The sequence below is a fragment of the Sphingomonas sp. DBB INV C78 genome (assembly GCF_042693015.1).
Classification (GTDB): domain Bacteria; phylum Pseudomonadota; class Alphaproteobacteria; order Sphingomonadales; family Sphingomonadaceae; genus Sphingomonas_E.
This window is the reverse complement of the sequence record NZ_CP170544.1, coordinates 4,100,001-4,123,113: the sequence shown is the minus strand read 5'-3', so window position 1 is coordinate 4,123,113 and position 23,113 is coordinate 4,100,001. Positions and strand designations below refer to the sequence as shown.

Genomic DNA, 23,113 nt, shown 5'->3' with positions numbered 1-23,113 from the left:
CAGCGGGCCAGAAGCGGCAGGAAAGATCATGGCCGATACGCTGACCCGCCTCGAACAGACCATCCGATCGCGCAAGGGCGGTGACGCCTCCGCATCCTATGTCGCCAAATTGTTCGCCAAGGGCCGGCCGAAGATCGCGCAGAAACTGGGCGAGGAGGCCGTCGAAGCGGTGATCGCGGCAATGGCCGGGGACCGCGAGGAGCTCGTCAAGGAATCGGCTGACCTGCTTTTCCACCTGACCGTGCTGCTGGCGGACATGGATGTGGAACTGGCCGACGTGTTCGCCGAGCTTGATCGGCGCGAGGGTGTTTCAGGGATCGCCGAAAAGGCGGCACGCCCCCAGGATTGAGGAAGCCTTATGCCTATCGACGCGACCCAACCTTATGACGACACCAACATCTTTGCGAAGATATTACGCGGGGAGATACCGGCCAGCCGTGTCTATGAGGATGAATTCGCGCTCGCCTTCCACGACATCAATCCGCAGGCGCCCACCCATATCCTGGTGATCCCCAAGGGCGCTTATGTTTCGTGGGATGATTTTTCCGCGCGGGCACAAGATGCAGAAATCGCGGGTTTCGTTCGCGCTGTGGGCCATGTCGCGCGGGAGGCGGAGTTGGTCGCGCCGGGTTATCGGCTGCTGGCCAATGCTGGCATCAACAGCCATCAGGAGGTGCCGCACCTCCACGTCCATATCTTCGCCGGCCGACCGCTGGGGCCGATGCTCGCCAGAACATAATCTGTTGCGCGGTGAAGATTAGCCTTTAGGCTCCCGCCAACATTATTTCCGGACCTGGCCGCCGAAGTGGCCATGCTCCGCTCGCCGGGGAACACCTCATGATATTCGGGCGCGTCAAATCACTCGACGCCATTCTGCGAACCGCAGAGAAGAAATCGCTGCACCGCTCGCTCGGTGCCATTCAACTTACCTTGCTCGGTGTCGGCGCCATCATCGGCACCGGTATCTTCGTGCTGACGTCGGAAGCGGCCCAGAAGGCTGGGCCGGGCATGATGATCAGCTTCGTCATTGCCGGCGCGGTCTGCGCGGTGGCCGCGCTCTGCTATTCGGAACTGGCATCGATGCTGCCGGTTTCGGGATCGGCCTATACCTACAGCTATGCCGTGATGGGCGAAATGCTCGCCTGGCTGGTCGGCTGGGCGCTGGTGCTGGAATATGCCGTGGCCGCATCGGCGGTCTCCGTCGGCTGGTCAGGCTATTTCGTTGGGCAGTTGCGCGGCTGGTTCGGTATCGAATTGCCGCCGGAGCTGATCGCCGGGCCGTTCGGTGGCGGGATCATCAATCTGCCGGCGGTATTCATCGCGCTCCTTATCACCGGCCTGCTGATCCGTGGTACGACCGAGAGCGCGCGGGTCAATGCCGTCCTCGTCGCGATCAAGGTGACGGCGCTGACCGTCTTCATCGTCCTCGCCCTTCCGGTGATGAAGATGGAGAATTTCGAGCCGTTCACGCCGATGGGTTGGGCCGGCAATAATGGTGCCGGCGTGATCGGCGCGGCGGCCTCGATCTTCTTCGCTTATGTCGGCTTCGACGCGGTTTCGACTGCGGCCGAGGAAACCAAGAATCCGCAGCGCAACGTGCCGATCGGCCTGATCGGATCGCTCGCGATCTGCACCATCTTCTACATGCTGGTCGCGGCCGGCGCGATCGGTTCGCCGCTCGGCTCGCAGCCGGTGATGAGCGCGATGGGCGAGTGGCTGGCGCCGGGTTCGGCCGGGCTTTCGGCGCGCTGCACCGAACTTTCCGCCCTCGGCCACGAGCCGCTGTCCTGCTCCAAGGAAGCGCTGGCCCATGTGCTGCGCGAGATCGGCTATCTCAATTTCGGCAATTTGATCGGCCTCGCTGCCTTCCTGGCGCTGCCTTCGGTCATTCTGGTCATGATCTATGGCCAGACGCGCATGTTCTTCGTGATGTCGCGCGATGGCCTGCTGCCGGAGAAATTGTCGACCGTTCACCCGAAGTGGAAGACGCCGCACATCATCACCGCGATCACCGGCATCGGCGTGACGCTCGCGGCCGCCTTCCTGCCGGTCGGAAAGCTCGCCGACATCGCCAATGCCGGCACGCTGGCGGCGTTTCTGGCGGTTGCCGTCTGCGTCGTCGTGCTGCGGCGTCGCGAGCCCAATCGTCATCGTCCGTTCCGCACGCCGGCCTTGTGGCTGGTGGCGCCCGCGACGGTGATCGGCTGCGTGGGCCTTTATCTGAGCCTGCCGTTCGAAGCGCAGATGGTGCTGCCGGTGTGGGGCGGCGTCGGCCTGCTGCTTTATTTCGCTTATGGCTATCGCGCGAGCCATGTCGGGCGTGGGCTGGTCGAGGTCCATGAGACCGACGCCGATGCGCCGTTGCCGCCGCATGAGGTGGAGAAGCCGTTCAACGCCTGAGCGCCTCTCGATTCCTGAACCAAAGGCCCGTTCCGGGATGCCGGGGCGGGCCTTTTGCTTTGACTCGGGGCAGGGCCGCCCGCAAAGTCGGAGCATGATCGGTCGATCGACACTCTGGCATTATTGCCGCCATCAGGCAGGACAGCTTCTCGCGGGCTTCTAGCCCCGGGCCTGGGTGAGCACGCGCCCGGCCGGGTCCGGGGCGAATATTCCATCCATCCAGATTTTAGGTGGTCGCTCGGCCGGAATGGCGGGCGAGACCTTGCTTTGCGAGACTGCCATGACCGATGAAAAGCCCCCGATCCGTATGATCGACGCGGAAGCCGACAAACTCGCCACGCTGGCGATGAGTGTCGAAACGCGCCTGCCGCAAGTGGCGGAACTGCTGCTCGCCGAGATCGACCGTGCCGAGCTCCATGCGGCGGACGCCATGCCTGCCGATGTCGTAACGATGCTGAGCACCGTCGAATTCGTCGACGAGGGGAGCGGAGCGGTCCGTACCGTCTCGCTCGTGTGGCCGGCCGACGCCGATATCGCCGCGGGGCGGATCTCGATCCTGACGCCGGTCGGGGCCGGGCTGATCGGGCTCAGCGCGGGCCAGGCGATCCGTTGGCCCGATCGCGACGGGCATGAGCGGCGGCTGCGGATCACGCGGGTGACGCCGCCGGGCGCGTAACGCCTATTCGTGGCTGCGGCCGAAATCGGGGCGGGCGTCGTCCTGCCCCTGTTCGATGATCGAGCGGCGGATCGCACGGGTGCGGGTGAAGAGATCGAACAGCGCATCGCCATCCCCCCAGCGGATCGCGCGCTGGAGTGCGGTGATATCCTCCGAGAAGCGCTGGAGCATTTCCAGCACGGCATCCTTGTTCGACAGAAAGACGTCGCGCCACATCGTCGGATCGGACGCGGCAATGCGGGTGAAATCGCGGAAGCCGCCGGCCGAATATTTGATCACCTCGCTCTGCGTCACTTCCTCGAGGTCCGAGGCGGTGCCGACGATGGTGTAGGCGATGAGGTGGGGCAGGTGGCTGGTGATGGCGAGGACCAGATCATGGTGCCGCGCGTCCATCAGCTCGACCTTGGCGCCCAACCCTTCCCAAAAGGCGGCAAGGCGCGCGACGGCGGCTTCGGGCGCGCCGTCCGGCGGCGTCAGGATACACCAGCGACCGTGGAAGAGGCTGGAAAAACCGGCGTCGGGTCCGCTCTTTTCGGTGCCGGCGACGGGGTGGGCGGGAATCACGGTTGCGCCCGGCAGGCTGGCCGCAAGCGCGGTAGCGACGCTCGCCTTGGACGAACCCACGTCGCTGACAATCGCGTCCCCGGGCAGATCGGCGGCGATCGCCTCGCCCACGGCGGCCATCGCGCCGACGGGGACGCAGAGGATGACGAGATCGGCATCGGTGACAGCCGCGCCGGGCGTATCCGCGACATCATCGACGAAGCCCAGTTCGCGCACGCGCTCCCGCACCGCGGGATCGCCGTCATGGCCGGTCAGCCGCACCGTCGGCATATGCTGGCGGACGGCATGGGCGATCGATGATCCGATCAGCCCCAGCCCGATGATGGTGACGCGCGAAAAGGGCAGCATCAGGCGGTTTCACCGACGATCTGGCGGAGCGCTGCGACGAGTCCGCGCGTCTCCGCTTCGGTGCCGATCGAGATGCGCAAGGCCTGGGGCAGGCCCTGGCCGGGCAGCCAGCGCACGATATAGCCGTGGTCCATCAGCGCCTTGTAGGCCTGCTCGGCCGTCACCTTGCCTTCAAACAGGACGAGGATGAAATTGGCCTTGGAGGGCACGGCGCGCAGGCCGGCATTGCCGAGGCTGGCGATCTCGCCTTCCAGCCAGGTCCGCCAGCGATCATTATGCTCGCGGCTGTGATCGACGAAGGCCTTGTCCTCCAGCGCGGCAATCGCGGCGAGCTGACCGGCGGTGGTGACGTTGAAGGGCGCGCGTATCTTGTGCATCGCCTGGATCACCGGCGCCGGCCCATAGCCCCAGCCGATCCGTTCTGCCGCCAGCCCGAAGATCTTGGAGAAGGTGCGGGTGACGAGGACGTTCGACGCGCCCTGCGCGAGTTCGAACGCGCCGTCATCGTCGGCGGGATCGAGATATTCGGCATAGGCCTGATCGACGACGAACAGGCAGTCCGACGGCAGGCCGGCATGGAGGCGCAGCAGTTCGCCGCGCGGCAGATAGGTGCCGGTCGGATTGTTGGGGTTGGCGAGGAAGACGACACGGGTGCGCTCGGTAACATGCTCCAGCAGCGTATCGACGCAGGTGGCATAATCCTTGTCGAGCGCCTCTACCGGGGTCGCGCCGACGCGGCGGGCGGCGATCGGGTAGACCGAGAAGCCGTAGCGGACGAACAGCACCTCATCGCCCACGCCGGCAAAGGCGCCGGCGGCGAGGTGGAGCACCTCGTCCGATCCGGTGCCGTGGATCACGCGCGCGGGATCGAGCCCGTAATGGGTAGCGATCTTTTCGCGCAGCGCGGTGGCGCCGGCGTCCGGATAGCGATCGAGCGACTGCGCGCCGGCGGCGAAGGCCGCCCGTGCCGCGTCGCCCGTGCCGAGCGGATTCTCGTTGGACGAAAGCTTGGCGACCTTGCGGCCGTCATCGGTGGTGGAACGCCCCGGCACGTAAGGGGCGATGGCGTCGATCCAGGGCTTGGGCGTCGGTGCAGTCATGCGCCGCGCCTTAGCGCAGCGACGCGGGAAATACATCACAAAGCGAGGCTGGCGGCTGACGATTTACTTTGTGCCCGCTGCGGTGCAAGCTACTAGGATAGCATTGAATGATGCCGGCAGCGGCCAGCTTCATGACGGGGAAAACAGAGATGCTTCGTGTTGTTTTTGCAGCCACTTTGCTGATCGGTGCGGCACAGATGCCGTTGCGAGCGCAGGTCGATGAGCGCGAGTCCGTCGATGCGCCGGAGCGGGCGGGCGACAAGGAAGACCGCGTCGTTTGCAAGCGTTTCCAGAAGATTGGCTCGCTTGTTGCGACCTACAAGACCTGCAAGACGGTGCGCGAATGGCGTCGCGAGCGCGAGAATATCCGCAGCGGGGGCGGTAGCGGCGGAGCATGCGGCGGCACCGCCGAAGGTGCGAATTGCACCATCGGCTGAATCGGGCCGATGATTGACAGGAGGGGGGCGCAGCCCTAGCCCGCCCTCTCCATGTCCGACGACCAGCGCTACGGCCTCGCCCGCCGCGTCTCCCTGCCCGGTCCCCTCTTGCTCGATGGCGGTGCGCGCCTGAGCCCGGTGGAGGTCGGCTATGAGACCTATGGCACGCTCAATGCCGATCGCTCCAACGCGATCCTGATCTGCCATGCGTTGACCGGCGACCAGCATGTCGCCTCGACGCATCCGATCACCGGGAAGCCCGGCTGGTGGACGCGAATGGTGGGTGCGGGCAAGCCGATCGATCCGGCGCGGCACTTCATCGTCTGCGCCAATGTGCTGGGAAGCTGCATGGGATCGACCGGGCCCGCCTCGATCGATCCGGCGACGGGCAAGCCCTGGGGGATGCGCTTCCCCGTCATCACCATCCGCGACATGGTGCGCGCGCAGGCGATGCTGCTCGATCATCTCGGCGTCGGCACGCTGGCGGCCGTCGTCGGCGGATCGATGGGCGGGATGCAGGTGATCGAATGGGCGGCCACCTTCCCGGATCGGGTGCGGTCGGCCGTGATCATCGCATCGGCGGCGCGGCATTCGGCGCAGAACATCGCCTTCCATGAGGTCGGCCGGCAGGCGATCATGGCCGATCCCAAATGGCGCGGCGGCGAATATTATGGCGACGGCGATGCGCCCGCCGCCGGCCTCGCGGTCGCGCGGATGGCTGCGCACATTACCTATTTGTCCGAAGCAGGGCTGACGGAGAAGTTCGGGCGCCGCCTGCAGGGCCGCGACGCCAAGAGCTTCGGCTTCGACGCCGATTTCCAGGTGGAAAGCTATCTGCGGCACCAAGGGATCAGCTTCGTCGAGCGGTTCGATGCCAACAGCTACCTCTATATCACTCGCGCCATGGACTATTTCGATGTGGCGGAGCCGCATGGTGGCCGGCTGGCCAATGCCTTCAAGGGCGTCGGCACACGCTTCTGCGTGGTGAGCTTCGATACCGACTGGCTTTATCCGACCGCCGAATCGCGCGCGATCGTCCATGCGCTGAACGCGGCGGGCGCGGCGGTGAGCTTCGTCGAACTGTCCTCGCCCTTCGGCCATGATGCCTTCCTGCTCGACGTGCCGGAGCTGAACCGCGTCGTCGACGGGTTTTTGAAGGCGGGAGAGCTGCGGTGAGCGTCCGCCTTTCCTTCGATGCACAAGAGCAGCAGCTCGACGTGATCCACGATTATCTTGCGCAGAGCTACTGGTCGCCGGGAATCCCGCGCGCGACGGTCGAGCGCGCGATCGCCAACTCGATCGTCGTCGGCGCGTTCGAGGATGGCGCGCAGCTCGGTTTCGCGCGCGTCGTCAGCGACCGCGCGACCTTCGCCTATTTGGCCGACGTGTTCGTGCTGGAGCCGCATCGCGGCCGCGGCATCGCGCGCGCGATGATCGAGGCGCTCCACGCCCATCCCGAATTGCAGGGGCTTCGCCGCTGGGCGCTGTTCACCCGCGACATGCAGCCGCTCTACGCGCGCTTGGGCTGGACGCCCTATCCGCACCCGCCCGAGCGGTTGATGGTGCGCGAGGATGACGAGGTCTATTCGCGATGAGCTTGCGCCCCGACCTGGCGATCATCGCCGCCAATGTGACGCCTGCCAGCCGCGTGCTCGACATCGGCTGCGGCGACGGCGAACTGATGGCGGAGCTGCGCGATCGGAGCCAGGTGGACGCGCGCGGCATCGAGATCGATGCGCGCAATGTCTCCGCGGCGGTCGGCCGTGGGCTTTCCGTCGTGCAGGGCGACGCCGATACCGACCTCGCCAATTATCCCGACCAGGCGTTCGACTTCGCGATCCTGAGTCAGACGTTGCAGACCACCAACGCGCCCGACAAGGTGCTGGAGGAATTGCTGCGGATCGGCCGGCGCGCCTTCGTTTCCTTCCCTAATTTCGCCTACTGGCGGGTGCGGTGGAGCCTGATGTGGGGCGGGCGGATGCCGGTGACGGCGGCGCTTCCGGTGAGCTGGTACGAGACGCAGAATATCCATCAGCTCACGATCGACGATTTCCGCGCCTTCGTCGCCGAACGCGGCATCATTGTCGAGAATGCGTGGTTCCTGAACGGGGCCAAGCGGACGAGCGCGGCCGCGGCGAATTTCCGCGCCGAACATGCGGTGTTTCTGCTGCGCCGCTGAACAGCGGATAAGCGCCATCGACAGCTTCATCATCATTTCGGGATGCTCCGGCGGTGGCAAATCGACTTTGCTGACCGAACTCGGCCGGCGCGGATATGCCATCGTCGAGGAGCCGGGGCGGCGGATTGTCGCCGAAGAGCTCGAAGGCTCGGGCGCGGCCCTGCCTTGGGTGGACCTCGCGGCCTTTGCGCGAAGGGCGGTCGAGATGGCCTTGAGCGATCGGCAGGCCGCCCGGGACCGGGCTGGGCCGGTTTTCTTCGACCGAGGCTTGGTCGATGCTGCTGCGGCGGTCGAACATGCCACGGGAGAATCCGTCCTGGCGCGGCTGTGCCGGAACCATCGCTACAACACTTGCGTGTTCATGGTGCCCCCATGGCCCGAGATATTCCTGGCAGATGATGCCCGCCGGCATGATCTGGCCGAGGCCGTGGCCGAATATGAGCGGCTGCTGATGGCCTATCAAACGCTGGGATATCGGCACGAGATATTGCCCAAGATCGGCGTGAGCGAGCGCGCCGATCTGGTGCTCTATCATCTGGAGCGGAGTTAAGGCCGCACGCCTATCGGCAGCGATCGGCGGCGCGCCGGCCGCTGGCTTCAGTGACGATCCTGACCGGTTTTCCCTTGCGCGTTCCCGTCGTCACCGAGCGAAAGGCATAGCTGGTGGGTGTCCAGCGGCCGGTGCTGTTGACGGTCATCGGATCGGGAAAGCGCTGGTTGATGCAGGTGGCTGCATAGTCCAGCGCGCCGTCGGCGGCCATGGTCAGCCGGATGGTGCGGCAGCTCGCCTTGTCCTCCTCGACGAACAGGGATTCCTGATGGCGTGCCGCGAGATCGGCGGTGAAGCAGCTCTTCCGCTCGCCGCCGCCGGCAACCATGCGGACGAGAAATTCGGGAACGCCGGGCACGTCGGCACTGATCAGCTTGCTGCTATGGCGCCATTCGCCAGGCGTGAAGCCGGCCGCGTGGCCGGTGGCGGCGGTAAGGATCAACGATGCGGACAGGATCGACTGTCGATATCCCCACATCGCCTGCCTCCCTGCCGCTCGTCAGCTCAGCCCGACTCGGCTCAGCACCTTGCGTGCGGCAGACTGCAATTTGTGCGGCACCCAATCATTGACGAAATGCTGGCCGCGCACCTGCCAGTCGGTCTTGTCCGGGCTGCCGGGACGCGACTTGAATACGGTCGACCGCTTCGGCGCTGCACCGGCGCCTTCGGGGAAGGCGGTGTAGTAATAGAGCGCGATCGAGCGGCGCGCGCGATCGGGTGGGCAAAGCAGCGGTTCGGGCTGGCCGTGGAAGCTGTCGAGCGAGGTGTTGAACAGCACGGCCCGGCCGATCAGCGGCGCCACCGATTCCTGCGCGCCCGTCATCGCCTGATCCCACAGCTCGAGATTGCCGCCATATTCGGACGGCCAGTCATCATTGAGGTAGATGAGCAGGTTCAACCGCCGTTCCACCTTCATCCGGCCATGGATGTTGAAATCGGCATGGACCGAAAGATGCCCGCCGGCCTTGGTTTCATGGAGGCCGCCGCCCGAATAATAGGGATCGGGGATCAACCCCTTGATGCCCGAAATGCCTTCGACGAAGCGGATGAAGGCGTCACTGTTCAGTTCGGCGAGAAGATTGCGGATGAGGCCGCTTTCGATCGTTTCGGGGTGAAACTGATATTTCAGCCGTTCCTGCGAGCGATCGAAATGGTCGCGCCCCTGCGTCGAAGGAAATTGGGCGATCACGCGGCGCAGCAGATCCGTGTCGAGGAAATCGTCGATCACCGCATGGGGGAAAGGCTGGGCCGCGGCATAGGCCCCAGCCCGCTTCGCCCCTTCCGCGCGGCATTCCTCCGGATCGAAATGGAGATAGCCGTCAACCTCGCGAACGTGAAGAACAGGCATCGGCAGACAGACTCCTCAAGCCAATACGGGGCGTTCCATAAACCGGTACGACCCCGGCGTGAACCGCAGTCATTGCACGATAATTACGAACACCTGCTTAGCTGGGGCGATCGGCCTCGCATGTATCGCCGACATGCTTGCCGCTGGAGCGGACGACCATCTTCATTGCCCCGCCATTGGGGCCGCCCTCGCCGTTCATGGTGACCGTCATGTCATAGGCGTCGGGGCCGTAATTGCCCGCCATCGTCATCCGCATGGGGCCGCCCGCACCTTGCCCCTGGGCGGCCTGGCAGAGGATTTCGGCGTCGAGCTTGCCGCCGGCCATGGCGAACCTTTCCGACTTGCAATTGCCGTTCTTGACGTCGGGATGCGCGAAGAAATCGGCGGGCGGACGTTCGGCCTGTTCCGGCGTCACGCAATTCTTGAACTCGGTCTTGCGGCCGACATTGCCCTTGAACATCGCCGGATCGAGACCCGCAATCTCCATCGAGACGATCTCTGTCGTGGCGTCCCATGCGCCCGGCTTCAGCTTGATTTCAGCCACCTTCGGGGCAGGAGCCGCGACCTCCTCCGCCTTGCCGGCCTTCTCGTCCCCGCTCTTCCCGCAGGCGGCCAGAGCGAGCAGCGACAGCAGCATTACCGAACGGTGGATCATTGAAACGCCCCCAGAGATTGCGAACAGAGGGGCAACATCCCATATTCGACCGCGATGGCAATCCAGATTCGCACCAGCCTCGCCGAGCCGGAAACGGGTGAAACCTTCGTCCCCCACCGGCCCGAACGTCCCCCCAAGGCCGAGGGCGGCAAGCCGTTCAAGCTGGTTTCGGAATATCAGCCGTCGGGCGACCAGCCGGGCGCGATCGCCGAACTGGTTGAGCAGGCGCAGGCCGGCGAGCGCGATCAGGTGCTGCTGGGCGTCACCGGATCGGGCAAGACCTTCACCATGGCCAAGGTGGTGGAGGCGCTGCAGCGCCCCGCTCTGATTCTCGCCCCCAACAAGATTCTCGCCGCGCAGCTTTATGGCGAGTTCAAGAGCTTCTTCCCGGAGAACGCGGTCGAGTTCTTCGTAAGCTATTATGATTATTACCAACCCGAAGCCTATGTGGCGCGGACGGACACCTATATCGAGAAGGAATCGTCGATCAACGAAGCGATCGACCGGATGCGCCATTCGGCCACCCGATCGCTGCTCGAACGCGATGATGTGCTGATCGTCGCCTCGGTATCCTGCCTTTACGGTATCGGATCGGTCGAAACCTATTCGGCGATGATCTTCGACCTCAAGAAGGGCCAGACGGTCGACCAGCGGGAGATCATCCGCAAGCTGGTGGCGCTGCAATATAAGCGCAACGACCAGGCGTTCGCGCGCGGCAATTTCCGCGTGCGGGGCGACAATCTGGAGATCTTCCCGTCGCATTATGAAGATAGCGCGTGGCGGATCGCCTTTTTCGGCGACGAGATCGAGGAGATCACCGAGTTCGACCCGCTGACCGGCAAGAAGGCGGCGTTGCTCGATTATGTCCGCGTCTATGCCAACAGCCATTATGTGACGCCGGGGCCGACGCTCAAGCAGGCAAGCGAGGCGATCCGCCACGAACTCACCGAACGGCTCAAGGAATTGCAGGTCGAGGGCAAGCTGCTGGAGGCGCAGCGGCTGGAGCAGCGGACGAATTTCGACCTGGAGATGATTGCGGCGACGGGAAGCTGCGCGGGTATCGAGAATTACAGCCGCTTCCTCACCGGCCGCTTGCCAGGCGAACCGCCGCCCACCTTGTTCGAATATCTGCCCGAGAATGCGCTGCTGTTCGTCGACGAGAGCCACCAGACCGTGCCGCAGGTTGGCGGCATGGCGCGCGGTGACCATCGGCGGAAGATCACGCTGGCCGAATATGGCTTCCGCCTGCCGAGCTGCATCGACAACCGGCCGCTCAGGTTTAACGAATGGGATGCGATGCGACCGCAGACGGTCTCCGTCTCCGCGACCCCCGGATCGTGGGAGATGGAACAGACCGGCGGCGTCTTCGTCGAGCAGGTGATCCGCCCGACCGGGCTGATCGACCCGCCGGTCGAGGTGCGCCCCGTGGAGGATCAGGTCGACGATCTCGTCCGCGAATGCCGCGCGGTGGCGGCCCAGGGCTATCGCGCGCTGGTGACGACGCTGACCAAGCGGATGGCCGAGGATCTCACCGAATATATGCACGAGGCGGGGCTGAAGGTCCGCTACATGCACTCCGACGTCGAGACGCTGGAGCGTATCGAACTGATCCGCGATCTCCGGCTCGGCGTCTATGACGTGCTGGTCGGCATCAACCTGCTGCGCGAGGGGCTCGACATCCCCGAATGCGGGCTGGTGGCGATCCTCGATGCCGACAAGGAAGGTTTCCTGCGCTCCGAAACCTCGCTGATCCAGACGATCGGCCGTGCGGCGCGCAATGCCGACGGCAAGGTGATCCTCTATGCCGATCGCATCACGGGTTCGATGGAGCGGGCGATGGCCGAGACCCAGCGTCGGCGCGAAAAGCAGGAGGGCTATAATCTCGAACATGGCATCACGCCCGAAAGCGTGAAGCGCGCGGTGGCGGATATCGTCGGCCATCTCGCGTCGAAGGATCAGGTGACGGTCGACACCGGCATCGAGGACCGGCCGCACATGGTCGGCCACAATCTCCGCGCCTATATCGAGGAGCTCGAAGGCAAGATGCGCAAGGCCGCGGCCGATCTCGAGTTCGAGGAAGCGGGCCGGTTGCGCGACGAGATCCGCAAGCTCGAACAGCAGGAACTGGGCCTGCCGGTCGAGGAGCATCGCGCGCCGGTGCGCGGCCGCGCCAGCGAGGGCAAGCCGGGGACGCGCAAGACGCGGTTCGGCAAGACGCAGCGGAAGTTCGGCGGCCGTCGTTGAAATGTCATCGGCGCGACGGAAAATCGGAACATTGGGCCTGCATTCGCTGTTATAAGTTTCGGGGGCTGCAGGGACAGGTCGATGGTTGCGAAGTGGGTCGCCTTGATCATCTTGACCGGATTTACGGCTGGCACCGTCGACGCGCGGCAGCCGTCACCGGCCAAGGCGCGCACGGCGCAGGTTCGTATCGCGGAACAATGGAAGTCGCCGGTTGCGGCGGACACCGCCCACGACGCGGCCCGCAATCGCTGGCTGTTGCAGGATGACATTCCCCAATATTCCGAAGATAATAGCGGCTTCCGCTGGCGCCTGCATGGCGCGAAGGTGAAGATGCGGATGCCGTTCGCGCTTCACCTGGACTGAGCAGGCTCCGCTAACAGGTTCAACTCGCGGCTATGATCGTCTAGGCCATCTCCACCAATCACGGACGGGGAGCGACAGTGACGAAGGCCGTCGCCCGGCGGGGCGTACATTCCGCGCTGCGCGATTTCCTTCAGTCCGAGGCATCGGGCGGCATCCTGCTGATGGTGGCGGCGGCGCTGGCGATGATCGTCGCCAACAGCCCGTGGGCCGAGGATTATTTCCATCTCCTCCATCTCGAAACCGGACCGGTGCTGAGCGAGAAGCTGGGGACGATGACGGTGCATCTGTGGATCAACGATGCGCTGATGGCCCTGTTCTTCCTCCTCGTCGGGCTGGAGATCAAACGCGAGTTCGTCGACGGCCATCTTGCAAGCTGGAGGGACCGCGGCCTGCCGATCGTCGCGGCCGCGGGGGGCATGATCGTCCCCGCCTTGGTCTATCTGATCGTCACAGGCGGGGCGCCGGCCTTGCTGCGCGGCTGGGCGATTCCCTCCGCCACCGACATCGCCTTCGCCATCGGCGTGCTGGCGCTGCTCGGTTCGCGTGCGCCGACATCGCTCAAGCTGTTCCTGACGACGGTGGCGATCGTCGACGATATGGGCGCGGTGGCGATTATTGCGCTGGCTTACACCGCGAGCATCGGCGGCCCGGCGCTGCTGGCGGCGATCCTGCTGTGGGGGCTGATGTTCGCCCTCAACCGCTTCGGCGTGACGCGGCTATGGCCCTATCTGCTCCTCGCCGTGGCGCTCTGGTTCGCGGTTTTGCTGTCGGGCGTGCATGCGACGATCGCGGGTGTGCTGGCGGCGATCGCAATCCCGATCAAACAGACACCCGGCGCGCCTGACGCCGACGATTCGCCGCTTCACCGGCTGGAACATGGGCTACATCCCTGGGTTGCCTATGCGATCGTGCCCCTGTTCGGCTTTGCCAATGCCGGCGTGTCGCTGGCGGGCACGGGCCTGGCGGAACTGCTCGCACCGCTGCCGCTCGGCGTCGCGCTGGGGCTGTTCCTCGGCAAGCAGATCGGCATCTTCGCCAGTGTCCGGCTCGCGGTTGCGCTGAAGATCGGCGAACGGCCGGCAGGGGCGACCTGGCTCCAGATCTATGGCGTGGCTTTGCTCTGCGGCATCGGCTTCACCATGAGCCTGTTCATCGGCGGGCTGGCCTTCGCCGATCCGCGGCTGGTGGACGAGGTGAAGATCGGCGTGCTGGGCGGCTCGCTGCTCTCGGCGCTCGCGGGCTATGCGCTGCTGCGCTTCGCCCCGCAGCCTATGCCGCAAAGCCAAAATTAAGGTTCGCGCGTTACGCCCTTACATTCCCTTTGGAATGGATGGACGGCGTTGCGGATTCTGGCGGTCCTTCACGAGCAACAGGCCGGTGATGCGCGCAGCGACGTGCGTCGCCCCGTCGACCTGAATGCCAGCCTCCTGATGGCCGGAACCAAGGGAATCGGCTGCGTCGTATCCAACATCTCGATCGCAGGCTTCATGGCGACGGCCTATTCGCCAGTTTCGCCCGGTGCGCTGTTGTGGCTGCGGGTGCCGGGCTTCGCGGCACTTTCGGCCCGCGTGATGTGGGAAGAGGATGGGCGAATCGGCTGTCAGTTCGAAACCCCGATCACGCCTGAAACATTGATCGGGATCGTCGCGGACGCGCCCAACCTTCACTGAGACGCAAAGAAAAAGGGCGGCCCGATGGACCGCCCTTTCTGCAATCGGATGCCAGCGAGGCTTAGAGCTTGCTGGTGAGCTCCGGCACGATCTTGAAGAGATCGCCGACGAGGCCGATGTCCGCGACCTGGAAGATCGGGGCGTCTTCGTCCTTGTTGATGGCGATGATCGTCTTGGAGTCCTTCATGCCGGCGAGGTGCTGGATCGCACCCGAGATGCCGACCGCGATATAGACTTCCGGGGCGACGATCTTGCCGGTCTGGCCGACCTGATAGTCGTTGGGGACATAGCCCGCATCGACTGCGGCGCGGCTCGCGCCGACGCCGGCACCGAGCTTGTCGGCCAGCGGCTCGATGATCGAATGGAAGTTCTCGCTGTTCTGGAGCGCACGGCCGCCGGAGACGATGATCTTCGCGGAGGTGAGTTCCGGACGTTCGGACTTGGAGATTTCCGCGCCGACGAAGCTGGAAAGACCCGCATCGCCCTTGCCCGAAACCGCCTCGACCGTGCCCGAGCCGCCCTCGCGTGCTGCCTTGTCGAAGGCGGTGCCGCGGACGGTGATCACCTTCTTCGCGTCCGACGACTGGACGGTCGCGATCGCGTTGCCGGCATAGGTCGGCCGGGTGAAGGTGTCCTCGCTCTCGACCGAGAGGATTTCGGAGATCTGCATCACATCGAGCAGAGCGGCGACGCGCGGCGCGATATTCTTGCCGTTGGCCGTCGCGGGCGCGACGAACGCATCATGATGGCCCATCAGCTCGACGACGAGCGGCGCCACATTTTCCGGCAGCGCATGGCCATAGGCCGCGTCGTCCGCGACATGGACCTTGGCGACGCCGACGATCTTCGCGGCGGCATCGGCAACCCCGCCGACGCCCTGGCCGGCGACGAGCAGGTGGACTTCGCCGAGCTTGGACGCGGCGGTGACGGCGGCGAGGGTGGCATCCTTGACGGCGCCGCCTTCATGTTCGACCCAGACGAGCGTCTTCATGCCGCGACTCCCATCGCCTTGAGTTTTGCCACCAGTTCATCGACGTCGGCGACCTTGACGCCAGCGACGCGCTTGGGCGGCTCGCTGACCTTGAGCGTCTTGAGACGCGGGGTCGTGTCGACGCCGTAATCGGCGGGCGTCTTCTGCGCGAGCGGCTTGGACTTGGCCTTCATGATGTTGGGGAGCGACGCGTAGCGCGGCTCGTTCAGGCGAAGATCGGTGGTGACGATCGCCGGAGTCTTCAGGCTGACGGTTTCGAGGCCGCCATCGACCTCGCGGGTGACGGTGACGGTGTCGCCGGCGACCTCGACCTTCGACGCGAAGGTGCCCTGCGGCCGGCCGGTGAGGGCCGCCAGCATCTGGCCGGTCTGGTTCGAATCGTCGTCGATCGCCTGCTTGCCGAGGATGACGAGGCCGGGAGCCTCCTCATCGACGATGGCCTTCAGGATCTTGGCGACCGCGAGCGGCTCGACTTCGCCCTCGGCGACCACCAGGATCGCGCGGTCGGCACCCATCGCAAGCGCGGTGCGGAGCGTTTCCTGCGCCTTGGCTTCGCCGATCGACACCGCGACGATCTCGGTCGCGACGCCCTTTTCCTTCAGGCGGATCGCTTCTTCGACCGCGATCTCGTCGAACGGGTTCATCGACATCTTGACGTTGGCGAGATCGACGCCAGTGCCGTCCATCTTCACCCGCGGCTTCACGTTGTAGTCGATCACCCGCTTCACGGGCACGAGTACCTTCATGGCATGCTCTCCTTCGGCTGGCCGATTCTCCAAACGGGGAATCAGGCGGCCTTCTTCACCTGCGCCACGATCTTCTTCGCGGCATCGCCAAGATCGTCGGCCGCCACGATCGGCAGGCCGCTATTGGCGAGGATGTCCTTGCCCTGCTGGACGTTGGTGCCTTCGAGGCGGACGACCAGCGGGACCGACAGATTCACTTCCTTGGCGGCGGCGACGATGCCTTCGGCAATGATGTCGCAGCGCATGATGCCGCCGAAGATGTTGACGAGGATGCCTTCGACCGCCGGATCGCTGAGGATCAGCTTGAACGCCTCGGTCACCTTCTCCTTCGAAGCGCCGCCGCCGACGTCGAGGAAGTTGGCCGGGAAGGCGCCGTTGAGCTTGATGATGTCCATCGTCGCCATGGCGAGGCCGGCGCCGTTGACCATGCAGCCGATATTGCCGTCGAGCTTGATGTAGGCAAGGTCATGCTTCGAGGCTTCGACCTCGGCCGGATCCTCCTCGGTCTCGTCGCGGAGCGCGAGGATGTCCGGGTGACGGAACAGCGCGTTCGAATCGAAGCTGACCTTGGCGTCGAGGACGAGCAGCTTGCCGTCCGTCGTCTCGATCAGCGGATTGATCTCGAGCATCGACATGTCGGTCGAGGTGAAGGCGGTGTAGAGCTGGCCGGCGAGCTTGATCGCCTGCTTGTTGAGATCACCCGTGAGCTTGAGCGCGAAGGCCACCGCGCGGCCATGGTGCGGCTGGAAGCCTTCGGCCGGATCGATGGTGATGGTGCGGATCTTCTCGGGCGTCGAATGGGCGACTTCCTCGATGTCCATGCCGCCTTCGGTCGACACGATCATGGCGATGCGGCCGGTCTTCCGGTCGACCAGCATCGACAGATAATATTCGGCCTTAATGTCGGCGCCGTCTGTGATGTAAAGGCGGTTGACCTGCTTGCCGGCCTCGCCCGTCTGGATCGTCACCAGCGTGTTGCCGAGCATGTCGGTAGCGTTGGCGCGCACCTCATCCAGCGTCTTGGACAGGCGGACGCCGCCCTTGGCTTCGGCCGACAGTTCCTTGAACTTGCCCTTGCCGCGGCCGCCGGCGTGAATCTGCGCCTTCACGACATAAAGCGGACCAGGGAGCTTGCCGGCGGCGGCAACCGCCTCGTCAACAGTGAGGGCGGCGTGGCCCGCGGGAATCGCGACGCCAAACTTCGCCAGCAGTTCCTTCGCCTGATATTCGTGAATGTTCATGACGCTCCAAGCCTGCTCCGGTTCAAAATCCGCCGGGCTAAAGCATGAAAGTGTCGCGAATGAAAGCCCGCAGACGTGCTTCCTGACGCAAAGAAGAGGCGATCAGGCGGCGATCGCGCAGCCGAGGCCCGCCTGGCTGACCACCATGAAGATTTCCGGGTCTCTGAGCGCGCGGACCTGATGGAGAAACTGATCCACCGTCATCCCGCCGATGTCCCGATCGGGCAGCTTCGCAAGGGACTGCAAGCGTTTGAGCTGGGTGATCGACAGACGATCGACCATTCTTTCCGCCATGCAGGATGCCACGCGCGGAGTGATGCCGGCGTCGATCAGGCCGGCGCGGACCTTCGCTTCAGGCGACACCGTGGCGCAGGCCGAAAGGGCTGCGGTTGCAAGCAGCAAAGGAAATATTCTCATGAGCGGATTCTTCATCCGAATCGATGAACCGGGGATGAGCGCTACTCGACCGACAGGCGGGTGACGTGGCCCATCTTGCGGCCGGGGCGGGGTTCGCCCTTGCCGTAAAGATGGAGGTGCGCGGTGGGATCGCCAAGGATCGCCGCCCAGTCGTCCGCCTGGGTGCCGATCAGGTTGCGCATCTCGACATGGCGGGCGGCGAGTGCGGTCGATCCCAAGGGCAGCCCGCAGATCGCCCGCACATGATTCTCGAACTGGCAGGTCACTGCGCCCTCGATCGTCCAATGGCCGCTATTGTGGACGCGCGGTGCCATCTCGTTGAACACCGGGCCGGCGGCGGTGGCGAAATATTCCACGGTGAGCACGCCGACATAATCGAGCGCGTCCGCCAGCGCCTTCGTCATCGCGATCGCATCACCGGCCTGCGCGGCGATGAACGGCCCGGCGGGCACGGTGGAGGTGGCGAGGATGCCGCCTTCATGCACATTGTCGGGCGCGTCCCAGGTGGCGAAGGCGCCATCCTGCCCGCGCACCGCGATGATCGAAAATTCGCGATCGAAGCGGACGAAGCCTTCGAGCACCGAAGGATTGCCGCCGACCGCCTCCCAAGCGGTCTCGGCATCATCGGCCGAAGCGAGCCGGGCCTGGCCCTTGCCGTCATAGCCGAAGCGCCGCGTCTTCAGGATCGCCGGCGTGCCCAACTCCGCGATCGCAGAGCGCAGGCCTTCGAGATCGTCGACGGCGCGATAGGGCGCAGGCTTGAGGGCGAGCCGCGCGACGAAATCCTTTTCCGTCAGCCGGTCCTGCGCGACTTCCAGCGCGGCGAGATTGGGGTGCAGCCGCTGCGACAGCGACCGGAGCGGCGCCACCGGCACATTTTCGAATTCATAGGTGACGACATCGACCGAGTTCGCGAAGCTCGCGAGCGCCACGGCATCGTCATAGCTGCCCTGCGTCCATCCGGCCGAGACATCGGCGGCAGGGCCGCTCGTTTCGGGCGCATATATATAGCAGCGATAGCCGAGCCGCGCGGCCGCGAGCGCGAGCATGCGGCCAAGCTGGCCGCCGCCGACGATGCCAATGCGCGATCCGGGCGGGACGATCATTGCTTGCCTGTTACTCCGGTGTTTCGGCGACGTCCGCCGTCTGCTTTGCGCGCCAGGCATCGAGGCGGCCGGCCAGCGCATCATCGGTGGTGGCGAGGATCGATGCGGCGAACAAAGCGGCGTTGACCGCGCCCGCCCGCCCGATCGCGAGCGTGCCAACAGGAATGCCCGCCGGCATCTGGACGATCGACAATAGGCTGTCCATGCCGCTCAGCGCCTTGGATTCGACCGGAACGCCCAGCACCGGCAGCCGCGTCATCGACGCCGTCATGCCCGGCAGATGCGCCGCACCACCGGCCCCGGCGATGATCGCGCGCAGGCCACGGCCCGCGGCCGACTTGGCATAATCATATAGCCGTTCGGGCGTGCGGTGGGCGGAGACCACCTTGCACTCATGCGCGATGCCGAGCGCTTCGAGCGTCTCGGCAGCGTTGCGCATCGTTTCCCAATCGGAACGGGAACCCATGATGATCCCGATCAGCGGCCCGGTGTCGGCCATGTCCTCTCCCCGGCAAAGCGCGGCCTTTAAGGAATCGCCGCGCTTTGCGCAATCAAGTCGGTGCGATCAGCGTTCCGACAGATAATAACGGTCGAGCGCGGAGAGATCGTCGGCCAGATCATAGACGATCGGCTGGCCGGTCGGGATCTCAAGCTCGGTGATCTCATCGTCGGGAATGTTCGACAGATGCTTGACCAAAGCGCGCAGCGAATTGCCGTGCGCGGAGATGACGACACGCTTGCCGGCCTTGAGCTCGGGGGCGATGCGCGCCTCCCAATAAGGCAGCACGCGGGCGATCGTGTCCTTCAGGCTCTCGGTCTGCGGCACGGCGATGCCGGCATAGCGGCGATCCTGCGACAGATCCCATTCGCTGCCGATTTCCAGCGGCGGCGGCGGCACATCGAACGAACGGCGCCACACCTTGACCTGCGCATCGCCATGCTTCGCCGCAGTCTCGGCCTTGTTGAGGCCGGTGAGGCCGCCATAATGGCGCTCGTTCAGCCGCCAGTCCTTCTCGACCGGCAGCCACAGCCGGCCCATCGCCTCGAGCGCCAAGTTGAGCGTCTTGATCGCGCGGGTCTGGAGGCTGGTGAAGGCGAGGTCGAAATCGAGCCCCTTGGCGGCCATCAGCTCGCCCGCGGCCTTGGCTTCCTCGATGCCCTTGTCGGTCAGGTTCACGTCCCACCAGCCGGTGAAGCGGTTTTCGAGGTTCCAGGCCGACTGGCCGTGGCGGATCAGGACGAGCGTGGGCATGGGGTCTCCTGTGCGGGTGTCGCGGCCTCCTTAGCGTCCCTTTCGCGAGTCTCAACATTGTCATGCATCGGCGCGACATGCGATGCGCGCTCAATCGACGGAGGAAATGAGCAGATGACCATCCAGACGCGCACGCTGATCTACGATGCACCCGGTGGCACCTTCGAAGGCGTGATCGCCTGGGATGACGCGCTTTCCGGCCCGCGGCCGGGCGTGCTCGTGTCGCACAACTGGATGGGTCAGGATGATTTCGACACCGGCAAGGCGATCGCGCTTGCCGAACTCGGCTATGTCGGCTTCGCGATCGATCTTTACGGCCAGGGCCGGCGCGCGACCAACACCGATGAGGCGATGGCGCTGGCGGGCGAGCTGGGTAGCGACCGTGCTGTGCTGCAGGCCCGGATCAATCAGACGTTGGAATTGCTGAAGGGACTGCCCGAGGTGGATGCCGGGCGCACCGCGGCGATCGGCTTCTGCCTCGGCGGCAAATGCGTGCTCGACCTCGCCCGGTCGGGCGCCGACGTGGATGGCGTGGTCAGCTTCCATGGCGTGTTCGATCCGCCGCCTTTCGCCAACAAGCCGATCAGCGCGAAGGTGCTGGTGCTCCACGGCTTCGAGGATCCGCTGGCGACGCCCGACCAGACGGTTGCGCTCGGCCGCGAACTGACCGAGGCCGGCGCGGACTGGCAGATCCATATGTACGGGAACACCAGCCACGCCTTCACCGCGCCGGGTGCGAACAATCCCGAGTTCGGCCTGCTTTATGATGCGAAGGCCGATCGGCGGTCCTGGCAGGCGATGCGCAATTTCTTCGAGGAATTGTGGGGGTAGCGCGCGGGGCCGCGCCGGCCTTATAGCGGGGCATGGTTCGCTTTTCGTTCTGCGGCGTGGAGATGGTGGCGCTGGCGCATGGCGCGCTATTGCTGCCGGCCCGCCGCGCGCTGCTCGTCGCCGATCTGCATCTGGAGAAAGCGAGCTGGTTCGCCGCCGGCGGGCAGATGCTGCCGCCTTATGATTCGATCGCGACGCTCGCCGATCTCGGCCGCGTCGCCGAACAGACGCACGCGGCGGAGATCTGGTGCCTGGGCGACAGCTTCCATGATTCGGCGGGCTGCGACCGGCTGCCGGCAAAGGCGGAGGCGATGCTGCGGGCGTTGACGGCGCGGACCCGCTGGACGTGGATCACCGGCAACCATGATGCCGGCCTGGTAGATCGTTGCGGCGGTGCGGTGGTGCGCGAGGCGGAAGTGGACGGGCTGATCCTGCGGCATGAGGCCGATCCCGTCGATCCGCGGCCTGAGCTTTCCGGGCATTTCCATCCGAAGCTGCGCGTGTCTCTTCGTGGACGCCAGGTGGCGCGGCGCTGCTTCGTCGCCAGCGCCACCAAGCTCATCCTGCCGGCCTTCGGCGCCTTGACCGGGGGGCTCGACGCCAGCCACCCCGCAATCGTCCGCGCCGTGGGGCGCGACGCGCAGGCGCTCGTGCCCGTGGCCGATCGCCTGCTGCGCTTTCCGTTGGCCGCCTGACGGATCAGGCCAGATCGTTCAAAGCTGACGGGTTGGCCGGATGACGATCTCGTTCACGTCGACATCGTCCGGCTGCTCGATGGCATAAGCGATCGAGCGGGCGATCGCGTCGGCGGGGATAGCGAGCTCGCGGAAGCGATCGATCATCGTCCTGGTCTCGTCATGGCTGATCGTGTCGGCCAGCTCCGATTCGGTGGCGCCCGGCGAGATGATAGTCACGCGGACATCGTCATTCTCCGCGCGCAACCCTTCGGAGAGAGCCCGGACGGCGAACTTGGTCGCCGAATAGACCGCGCCGGTCGGCATCACGCGGTGCCCCGCCACCGACGAGACATTGACGAAATGGCCGGACCCTTGCGCCTTCATCCGCGGCAGGCCGGCGGCGATGCCGTTGAGGACGCCCTTGATATTGACGTCGACCATGCGGTTCCATTCGTCGACCTTGAGGGCTGCGAGCGGTGAAAGCGGCATGAGGCCGGCATTGTTGACGATGACGTCGATCCGCCCATGGGTTTCGACGGCGAAGGCGACGAACGCCTCCATCGCCTTCGGATCGATAACGTCGAGTGCGCGATAGATGGCCGATCCGCCCGCGCAGCGGATCTCCGCAGCGATGGTTTCGAGGCGATCGGTGCGGCGCGCGCCGAGCACGACATGCGCTCCGCGGGCGGCGAGATGGCGGGCGGTCGCCTCGCCGATGCCGCTGCTGGCGCCGGTGATGAGGACGACCTTGTTGGCGATATCCGACATGGAGTGCGGCTCCTTGGCATGAAGGGGGCTATGTGGGGGAGGCTGGCGCGGAAGACGCACCGGGCCTTGCCCCCTTATTGCCGGCACTCGCGGGCGGTGCGGTAGCAAGATGCTCCGCATTGATTGCACGATCCTCCAAATGGAAAGCGGCAGGGCTTTTGGGCGGCAGCGCGGCGTGCCATCTGAACCGCAGGAGAATCGCTATGGAAACGCTGGATCGCCTCGCGGCCCTGATTGAACGAAACACCAGAGAGGATGGCACGCACGTCACGGCGATACGGGGCCTGTGGCTGATGCGCTCGTCGCGGCCCACCGAGCCATTGCACGGGGTTGCTGAGCCATCTTTGTGTCTGGTCGCACAGGGGCGCAAACGGGCGATGCTGGGCGAAGGCATCTTCGAATATGATCGCCATCGCTACCTGCTGGTGTCGGCCGACCTGCCGATCGTCGGCCATATCGTGGAGGCGAGCGCGGAGCGGCCCTATCTGTGCGCGCGGCTGGCGCTCAACCGCAAATCGCTGTCGGCGCTGATGCTGGAGCTTGCCGGCAA

29 protein-coding genes (1 of these 29 running past the window's edge) are annotated in these 23,113 nt (G+C 65.2%); 16 read left to right on the top strand and 13 right to left on the bottom strand.

Translation table 11 applies throughout. From position 1 onward, the window contains the following. The first annotated feature begins 28 nt into the window (after positions 1-28). From ACFB49_RS19580 to rnk, 4 genes are all read left to right on the top strand, one after another. Entirely contained in the window at positions 29-349 is a 321-nt protein-coding gene (locus tag ACFB49_RS19580) for a phosphoribosyl-ATP diphosphatase (protein WP_380873015.1), read from the top strand. A 9-nt stretch (positions 350-358) separates the two neighbouring features. Then, positions 359-739 carry a histidine triad nucleotide-binding protein gene (locus tag ACFB49_RS19575; protein ID WP_380873013.1) on the top strand — a complete coding sequence of 127 codons (381 nt, stop codon included), beginning with the start codon at positions 359-361 and terminating at the stop codon, positions 737-739. Between the two features lie 98 nt (positions 740-837). Further along, a complete protein-coding gene (locus tag ACFB49_RS19570; RefSeq protein WP_380873011.1) occupies positions 838-2,400 on the top strand; it encodes an amino acid permease in 1,563 nt (520 codons plus the stop codon). Between the two features lie 280 nt (positions 2,401-2,680). After that, the gene (rnk, locus tag ACFB49_RS19565) at positions 2,681-3,076 is read left to right on the top strand and encodes a nucleoside diphosphate kinase regulator (RefSeq protein WP_380873009.1); all 396 of its coding nucleotides are present in this window, start codon (positions 2,681-2,683) and stop codon (positions 3,074-3,076) included. 3 nt (positions 3,077-3,079) lie between these two features. Here rnk and ACFB49_RS19560 read toward each other — a convergent pair whose 3' ends face one another. Then, positions 3,080-3,988 carry a prephenate/arogenate dehydrogenase family protein gene (locus ACFB49_RS19560; RefSeq protein ID WP_380873008.1) on the bottom strand — a complete coding sequence of 303 codons (909 nt, stop codon included), beginning with the start codon at positions 3,986-3,988 and terminating at the stop codon, positions 3,080-3,082. After that, the gene (hisC, locus tag ACFB49_RS19555) at positions 3,988-5,088 is read right to left on the bottom strand and encodes a histidinol-phosphate transaminase (RefSeq protein WP_380873006.1); all 1,101 of its coding nucleotides are present in this window, start codon (positions 5,086-5,088) and stop codon (positions 3,988-3,990) included. Before hisC ends, ACFB49_RS19560 begins: the two co-directional genes overlap by 1 nt. A gap of 110 nt (positions 5,089-5,198) precedes the next feature. Between hisC and ACFB49_RS19550 the strand changes: the two genes are divergently transcribed. Genes ACFB49_RS19550 through ACFB49_RS19530 form a run of 5 tightly spaced genes read left to right on the top strand, consistent with a single transcriptional unit; the run spans position 5,199 to position 8,254 of the window. Further along, positions 5,199-5,525: a hypothetical protein gene (locus ACFB49_RS19550; protein WP_380873004.1), complete on the top strand. Its 327-nt coding sequence runs from the start codon at positions 5,199-5,201 to the stop codon at positions 5,523-5,525. Between the two features lie 51 nt (positions 5,526-5,576). Then, positions 5,577-6,701 (top strand): homoserine O-acetyltransferase, encoded by a 1,125-nt coding sequence (locus ACFB49_RS19545; RefSeq protein ID WP_380873002.1) that lies wholly within the window; start codon positions 5,577-5,579, stop codon positions 6,699-6,701. Next, a complete protein-coding gene (locus ACFB49_RS19540) occupies positions 6,698-7,120 on the top strand; it encodes a GNAT family N-acetyltransferase (RefSeq protein WP_380873000.1) in 423 nt (140 codons plus the stop codon). The genes ACFB49_RS19545 and ACFB49_RS19540 overlap by 4 nt, the downstream gene beginning before the upstream one ends. Beyond that, positions 7,117-7,704, top strand: coding sequence for a methionine biosynthesis protein MetW (gene metW / locus ACFB49_RS19535; protein WP_380872998.1), 588 nt, complete (start codon positions 7,117-7,119; stop codon positions 7,702-7,704). Before ACFB49_RS19540 ends, metW begins: the two co-directional genes overlap by 4 nt. Continuing rightward, complete coding sequence (locus ACFB49_RS19530; protein ID WP_380872996.1) at positions 7,679-8,254, top strand: AAA family ATPase; 576 nt, start codon at positions 7,679-7,681, stop codon at positions 8,252-8,254. The genes metW and ACFB49_RS19530 overlap by 26 nt, the downstream gene beginning before the upstream one ends. A 10-nt stretch (positions 8,255-8,264) precedes the next feature. On the opposite strand, the gene ACFB49_RS19525 is transcribed toward ACFB49_RS19530, so the two are convergent. The 3 genes from ACFB49_RS19525 to ACFB49_RS19515 all read right to left on the bottom strand — a co-directional run bounded on the left by ACFB49_RS19525 (position 8,265) and on the right by ACFB49_RS19515 (position 10,257). Further along, on the bottom strand, positions 8,265-8,732 hold the full coding sequence (locus tag ACFB49_RS19525) for a DUF3617 domain-containing protein (protein ID WP_380872995.1): 468 nt from the start codon (positions 8,730-8,732) through the stop codon (positions 8,265-8,267). Between the two features lie 21 nt (positions 8,733-8,753). Next, on the bottom strand, positions 8,754-9,602 hold the full coding sequence (locus ACFB49_RS19520) for a 2OG-Fe(II) oxygenase (protein ID WP_380872993.1): 849 nt from the start codon (positions 9,600-9,602) through the stop codon (positions 8,754-8,756). 97 nt (positions 9,603-9,699) lie between these two features. Further along, entirely contained in the window at positions 9,700-10,257 is a 558-nt protein-coding gene (locus ACFB49_RS19515) for a DUF3617 domain-containing protein (RefSeq protein ID WP_380872992.1), read from the bottom strand. Positions 10,258-10,311: 54 nt separating this feature from the next. Here ACFB49_RS19515 and uvrB point away from each other — a divergent pair, with 54 nt between their 5' ends. From uvrB to ACFB49_RS19495, 4 genes are all read left to right on the top strand, one after another. Continuing rightward, the gene (uvrB, locus tag ACFB49_RS19510) at positions 10,312-12,501 is read left to right on the top strand and encodes an excinuclease ABC subunit UvrB (protein WP_380872991.1); all 2,190 of its coding nucleotides are present in this window, start codon (positions 10,312-10,314) and stop codon (positions 12,499-12,501) included. A gap of 81 nt (positions 12,502-12,582) precedes the next feature. Beyond that, positions 12,583-12,864, top strand: coding sequence for a hypothetical protein (locus ACFB49_RS19505; protein WP_380872989.1), 282 nt, complete (start codon positions 12,583-12,585; stop codon positions 12,862-12,864). A 77-nt stretch (positions 12,865-12,941) separates the two neighbouring features. Beyond that, positions 12,942-14,156: a Na+/H+ antiporter NhaA gene (gene nhaA, locus ACFB49_RS19500; protein ID WP_380872988.1), complete on the top strand. Its 1,215-nt coding sequence runs from the start codon at positions 12,942-12,944 to the stop codon at positions 14,154-14,156. Positions 14,157-14,204: 48 nt separating this feature from the next. Continuing rightward, positions 14,205-14,534: a PilZ domain-containing protein gene (locus tag ACFB49_RS19495; protein ID WP_380872986.1), complete on the top strand. Its 330-nt coding sequence runs from the start codon at positions 14,205-14,207 to the stop codon at positions 14,532-14,534. A 61-nt stretch (positions 14,535-14,595) separates the two neighbouring features. Here the strand turns inward: ACFB49_RS19495 and ACFB49_RS19490 are convergent, their stop codons facing one another. The 7 genes from ACFB49_RS19490 to gpmA form a co-directional block, all read right to left on the bottom strand. Further along, complete coding sequence (locus tag ACFB49_RS19490; RefSeq protein WP_380872985.1) at positions 14,596-15,525, bottom strand: electron transfer flavoprotein subunit alpha/FixB family protein; 930 nt, start codon at positions 15,523-15,525, stop codon at positions 14,596-14,598. Continuing rightward, positions 15,522-16,271 carry an electron transfer flavoprotein subunit beta/FixA family protein gene (locus tag ACFB49_RS19485; RefSeq protein WP_380872983.1) on the bottom strand — a complete coding sequence of 250 codons (750 nt, stop codon included), beginning with the start codon at positions 16,269-16,271 and terminating at the stop codon, positions 15,522-15,524. Before ACFB49_RS19485 ends, ACFB49_RS19490 begins: the two co-directional genes overlap by 4 nt. Positions 16,272-16,312: 41 nt before the next feature. Then, positions 16,313-17,512 carry an ADP-forming succinate--CoA ligase subunit beta gene (gene sucC, locus ACFB49_RS19480; RefSeq protein ID WP_380872981.1) on the bottom strand — a complete coding sequence of 400 codons (1,200 nt, stop codon included), beginning with the start codon at positions 17,510-17,512 and terminating at the stop codon, positions 16,313-16,315. A 102-nt stretch (positions 17,513-17,614) separates the two neighbouring features. Continuing rightward, on the bottom strand, positions 17,615-17,944 hold the full coding sequence (locus ACFB49_RS19475; protein WP_380872979.1) for a hypothetical protein: 330 nt from the start codon (positions 17,942-17,944) through the stop codon (positions 17,615-17,617). Between the two features lie 26 nt (positions 17,945-17,970). Then, on the bottom strand, positions 17,971-19,035 hold the full coding sequence (locus ACFB49_RS19470) for a 5-(carboxyamino)imidazole ribonucleotide synthase (protein WP_380872977.1): 1,065 nt from the start codon (positions 19,033-19,035) through the stop codon (positions 17,971-17,973). A gap of 10 nt (positions 19,036-19,045) precedes the next feature. Continuing rightward, positions 19,046-19,534 carry a 5-(carboxyamino)imidazole ribonucleotide mutase gene (purE, locus tag ACFB49_RS19465; RefSeq protein WP_380872976.1) on the bottom strand — a complete coding sequence of 163 codons (489 nt, stop codon included), beginning with the start codon at positions 19,532-19,534 and terminating at the stop codon, positions 19,046-19,048. A 66-nt stretch (positions 19,535-19,600) separates the two neighbouring features. Further along, positions 19,601-20,287 (bottom strand): 2,3-diphosphoglycerate-dependent phosphoglycerate mutase, encoded by a 687-nt coding sequence (gpmA, locus tag ACFB49_RS19460; RefSeq protein ID WP_380872975.1) that lies wholly within the window; start codon positions 20,285-20,287, stop codon positions 19,601-19,603. A gap of 114 nt (positions 20,288-20,401) precedes the next feature. Between gpmA and ACFB49_RS19455 the strand changes: the two genes are divergently transcribed. Further along, the gene (locus ACFB49_RS19455) at positions 20,402-21,118 is read left to right on the top strand and encodes a dienelactone hydrolase family protein (protein ID WP_380872974.1); all 717 of its coding nucleotides are present in this window, start codon (positions 20,402-20,404) and stop codon (positions 21,116-21,118) included. Between the two features lie 32 nt (positions 21,119-21,150). Then, positions 21,151-21,813: a ligase-associated DNA damage response endonuclease PdeM gene (gene pdeM / locus ACFB49_RS19450; protein ID WP_380872972.1), complete on the top strand. Its 663-nt coding sequence runs from the start codon at positions 21,151-21,153 to the stop codon at positions 21,811-21,813. A gap of 18 nt (positions 21,814-21,831) precedes the next feature. Here pdeM and ACFB49_RS19445 read toward each other — a convergent pair whose 3' ends face one another. Next, a complete protein-coding gene (locus ACFB49_RS19445) occupies positions 21,832-22,563 on the bottom strand; it encodes an SDR family oxidoreductase (protein ID WP_380872971.1) in 732 nt (243 codons plus the stop codon). Between the two features lie 203 nt (positions 22,564-22,766). Between ACFB49_RS19445 and ACFB49_RS19440 the strand changes: the two genes are divergently transcribed. Further along, positions 22,767-23,113, top strand: partial view of an AraC family transcriptional regulator N-terminal domain-containing protein gene (locus ACFB49_RS19440; RefSeq protein ID WP_380872970.1) — the 5' end (the start) only. Its footprint extends 562 nt past the window's final position; the window shows 347 of its 909 coding nt (coding positions 1-347); the start codon lies at positions 22,767-22,769; its stop codon lies off the right edge, out of view.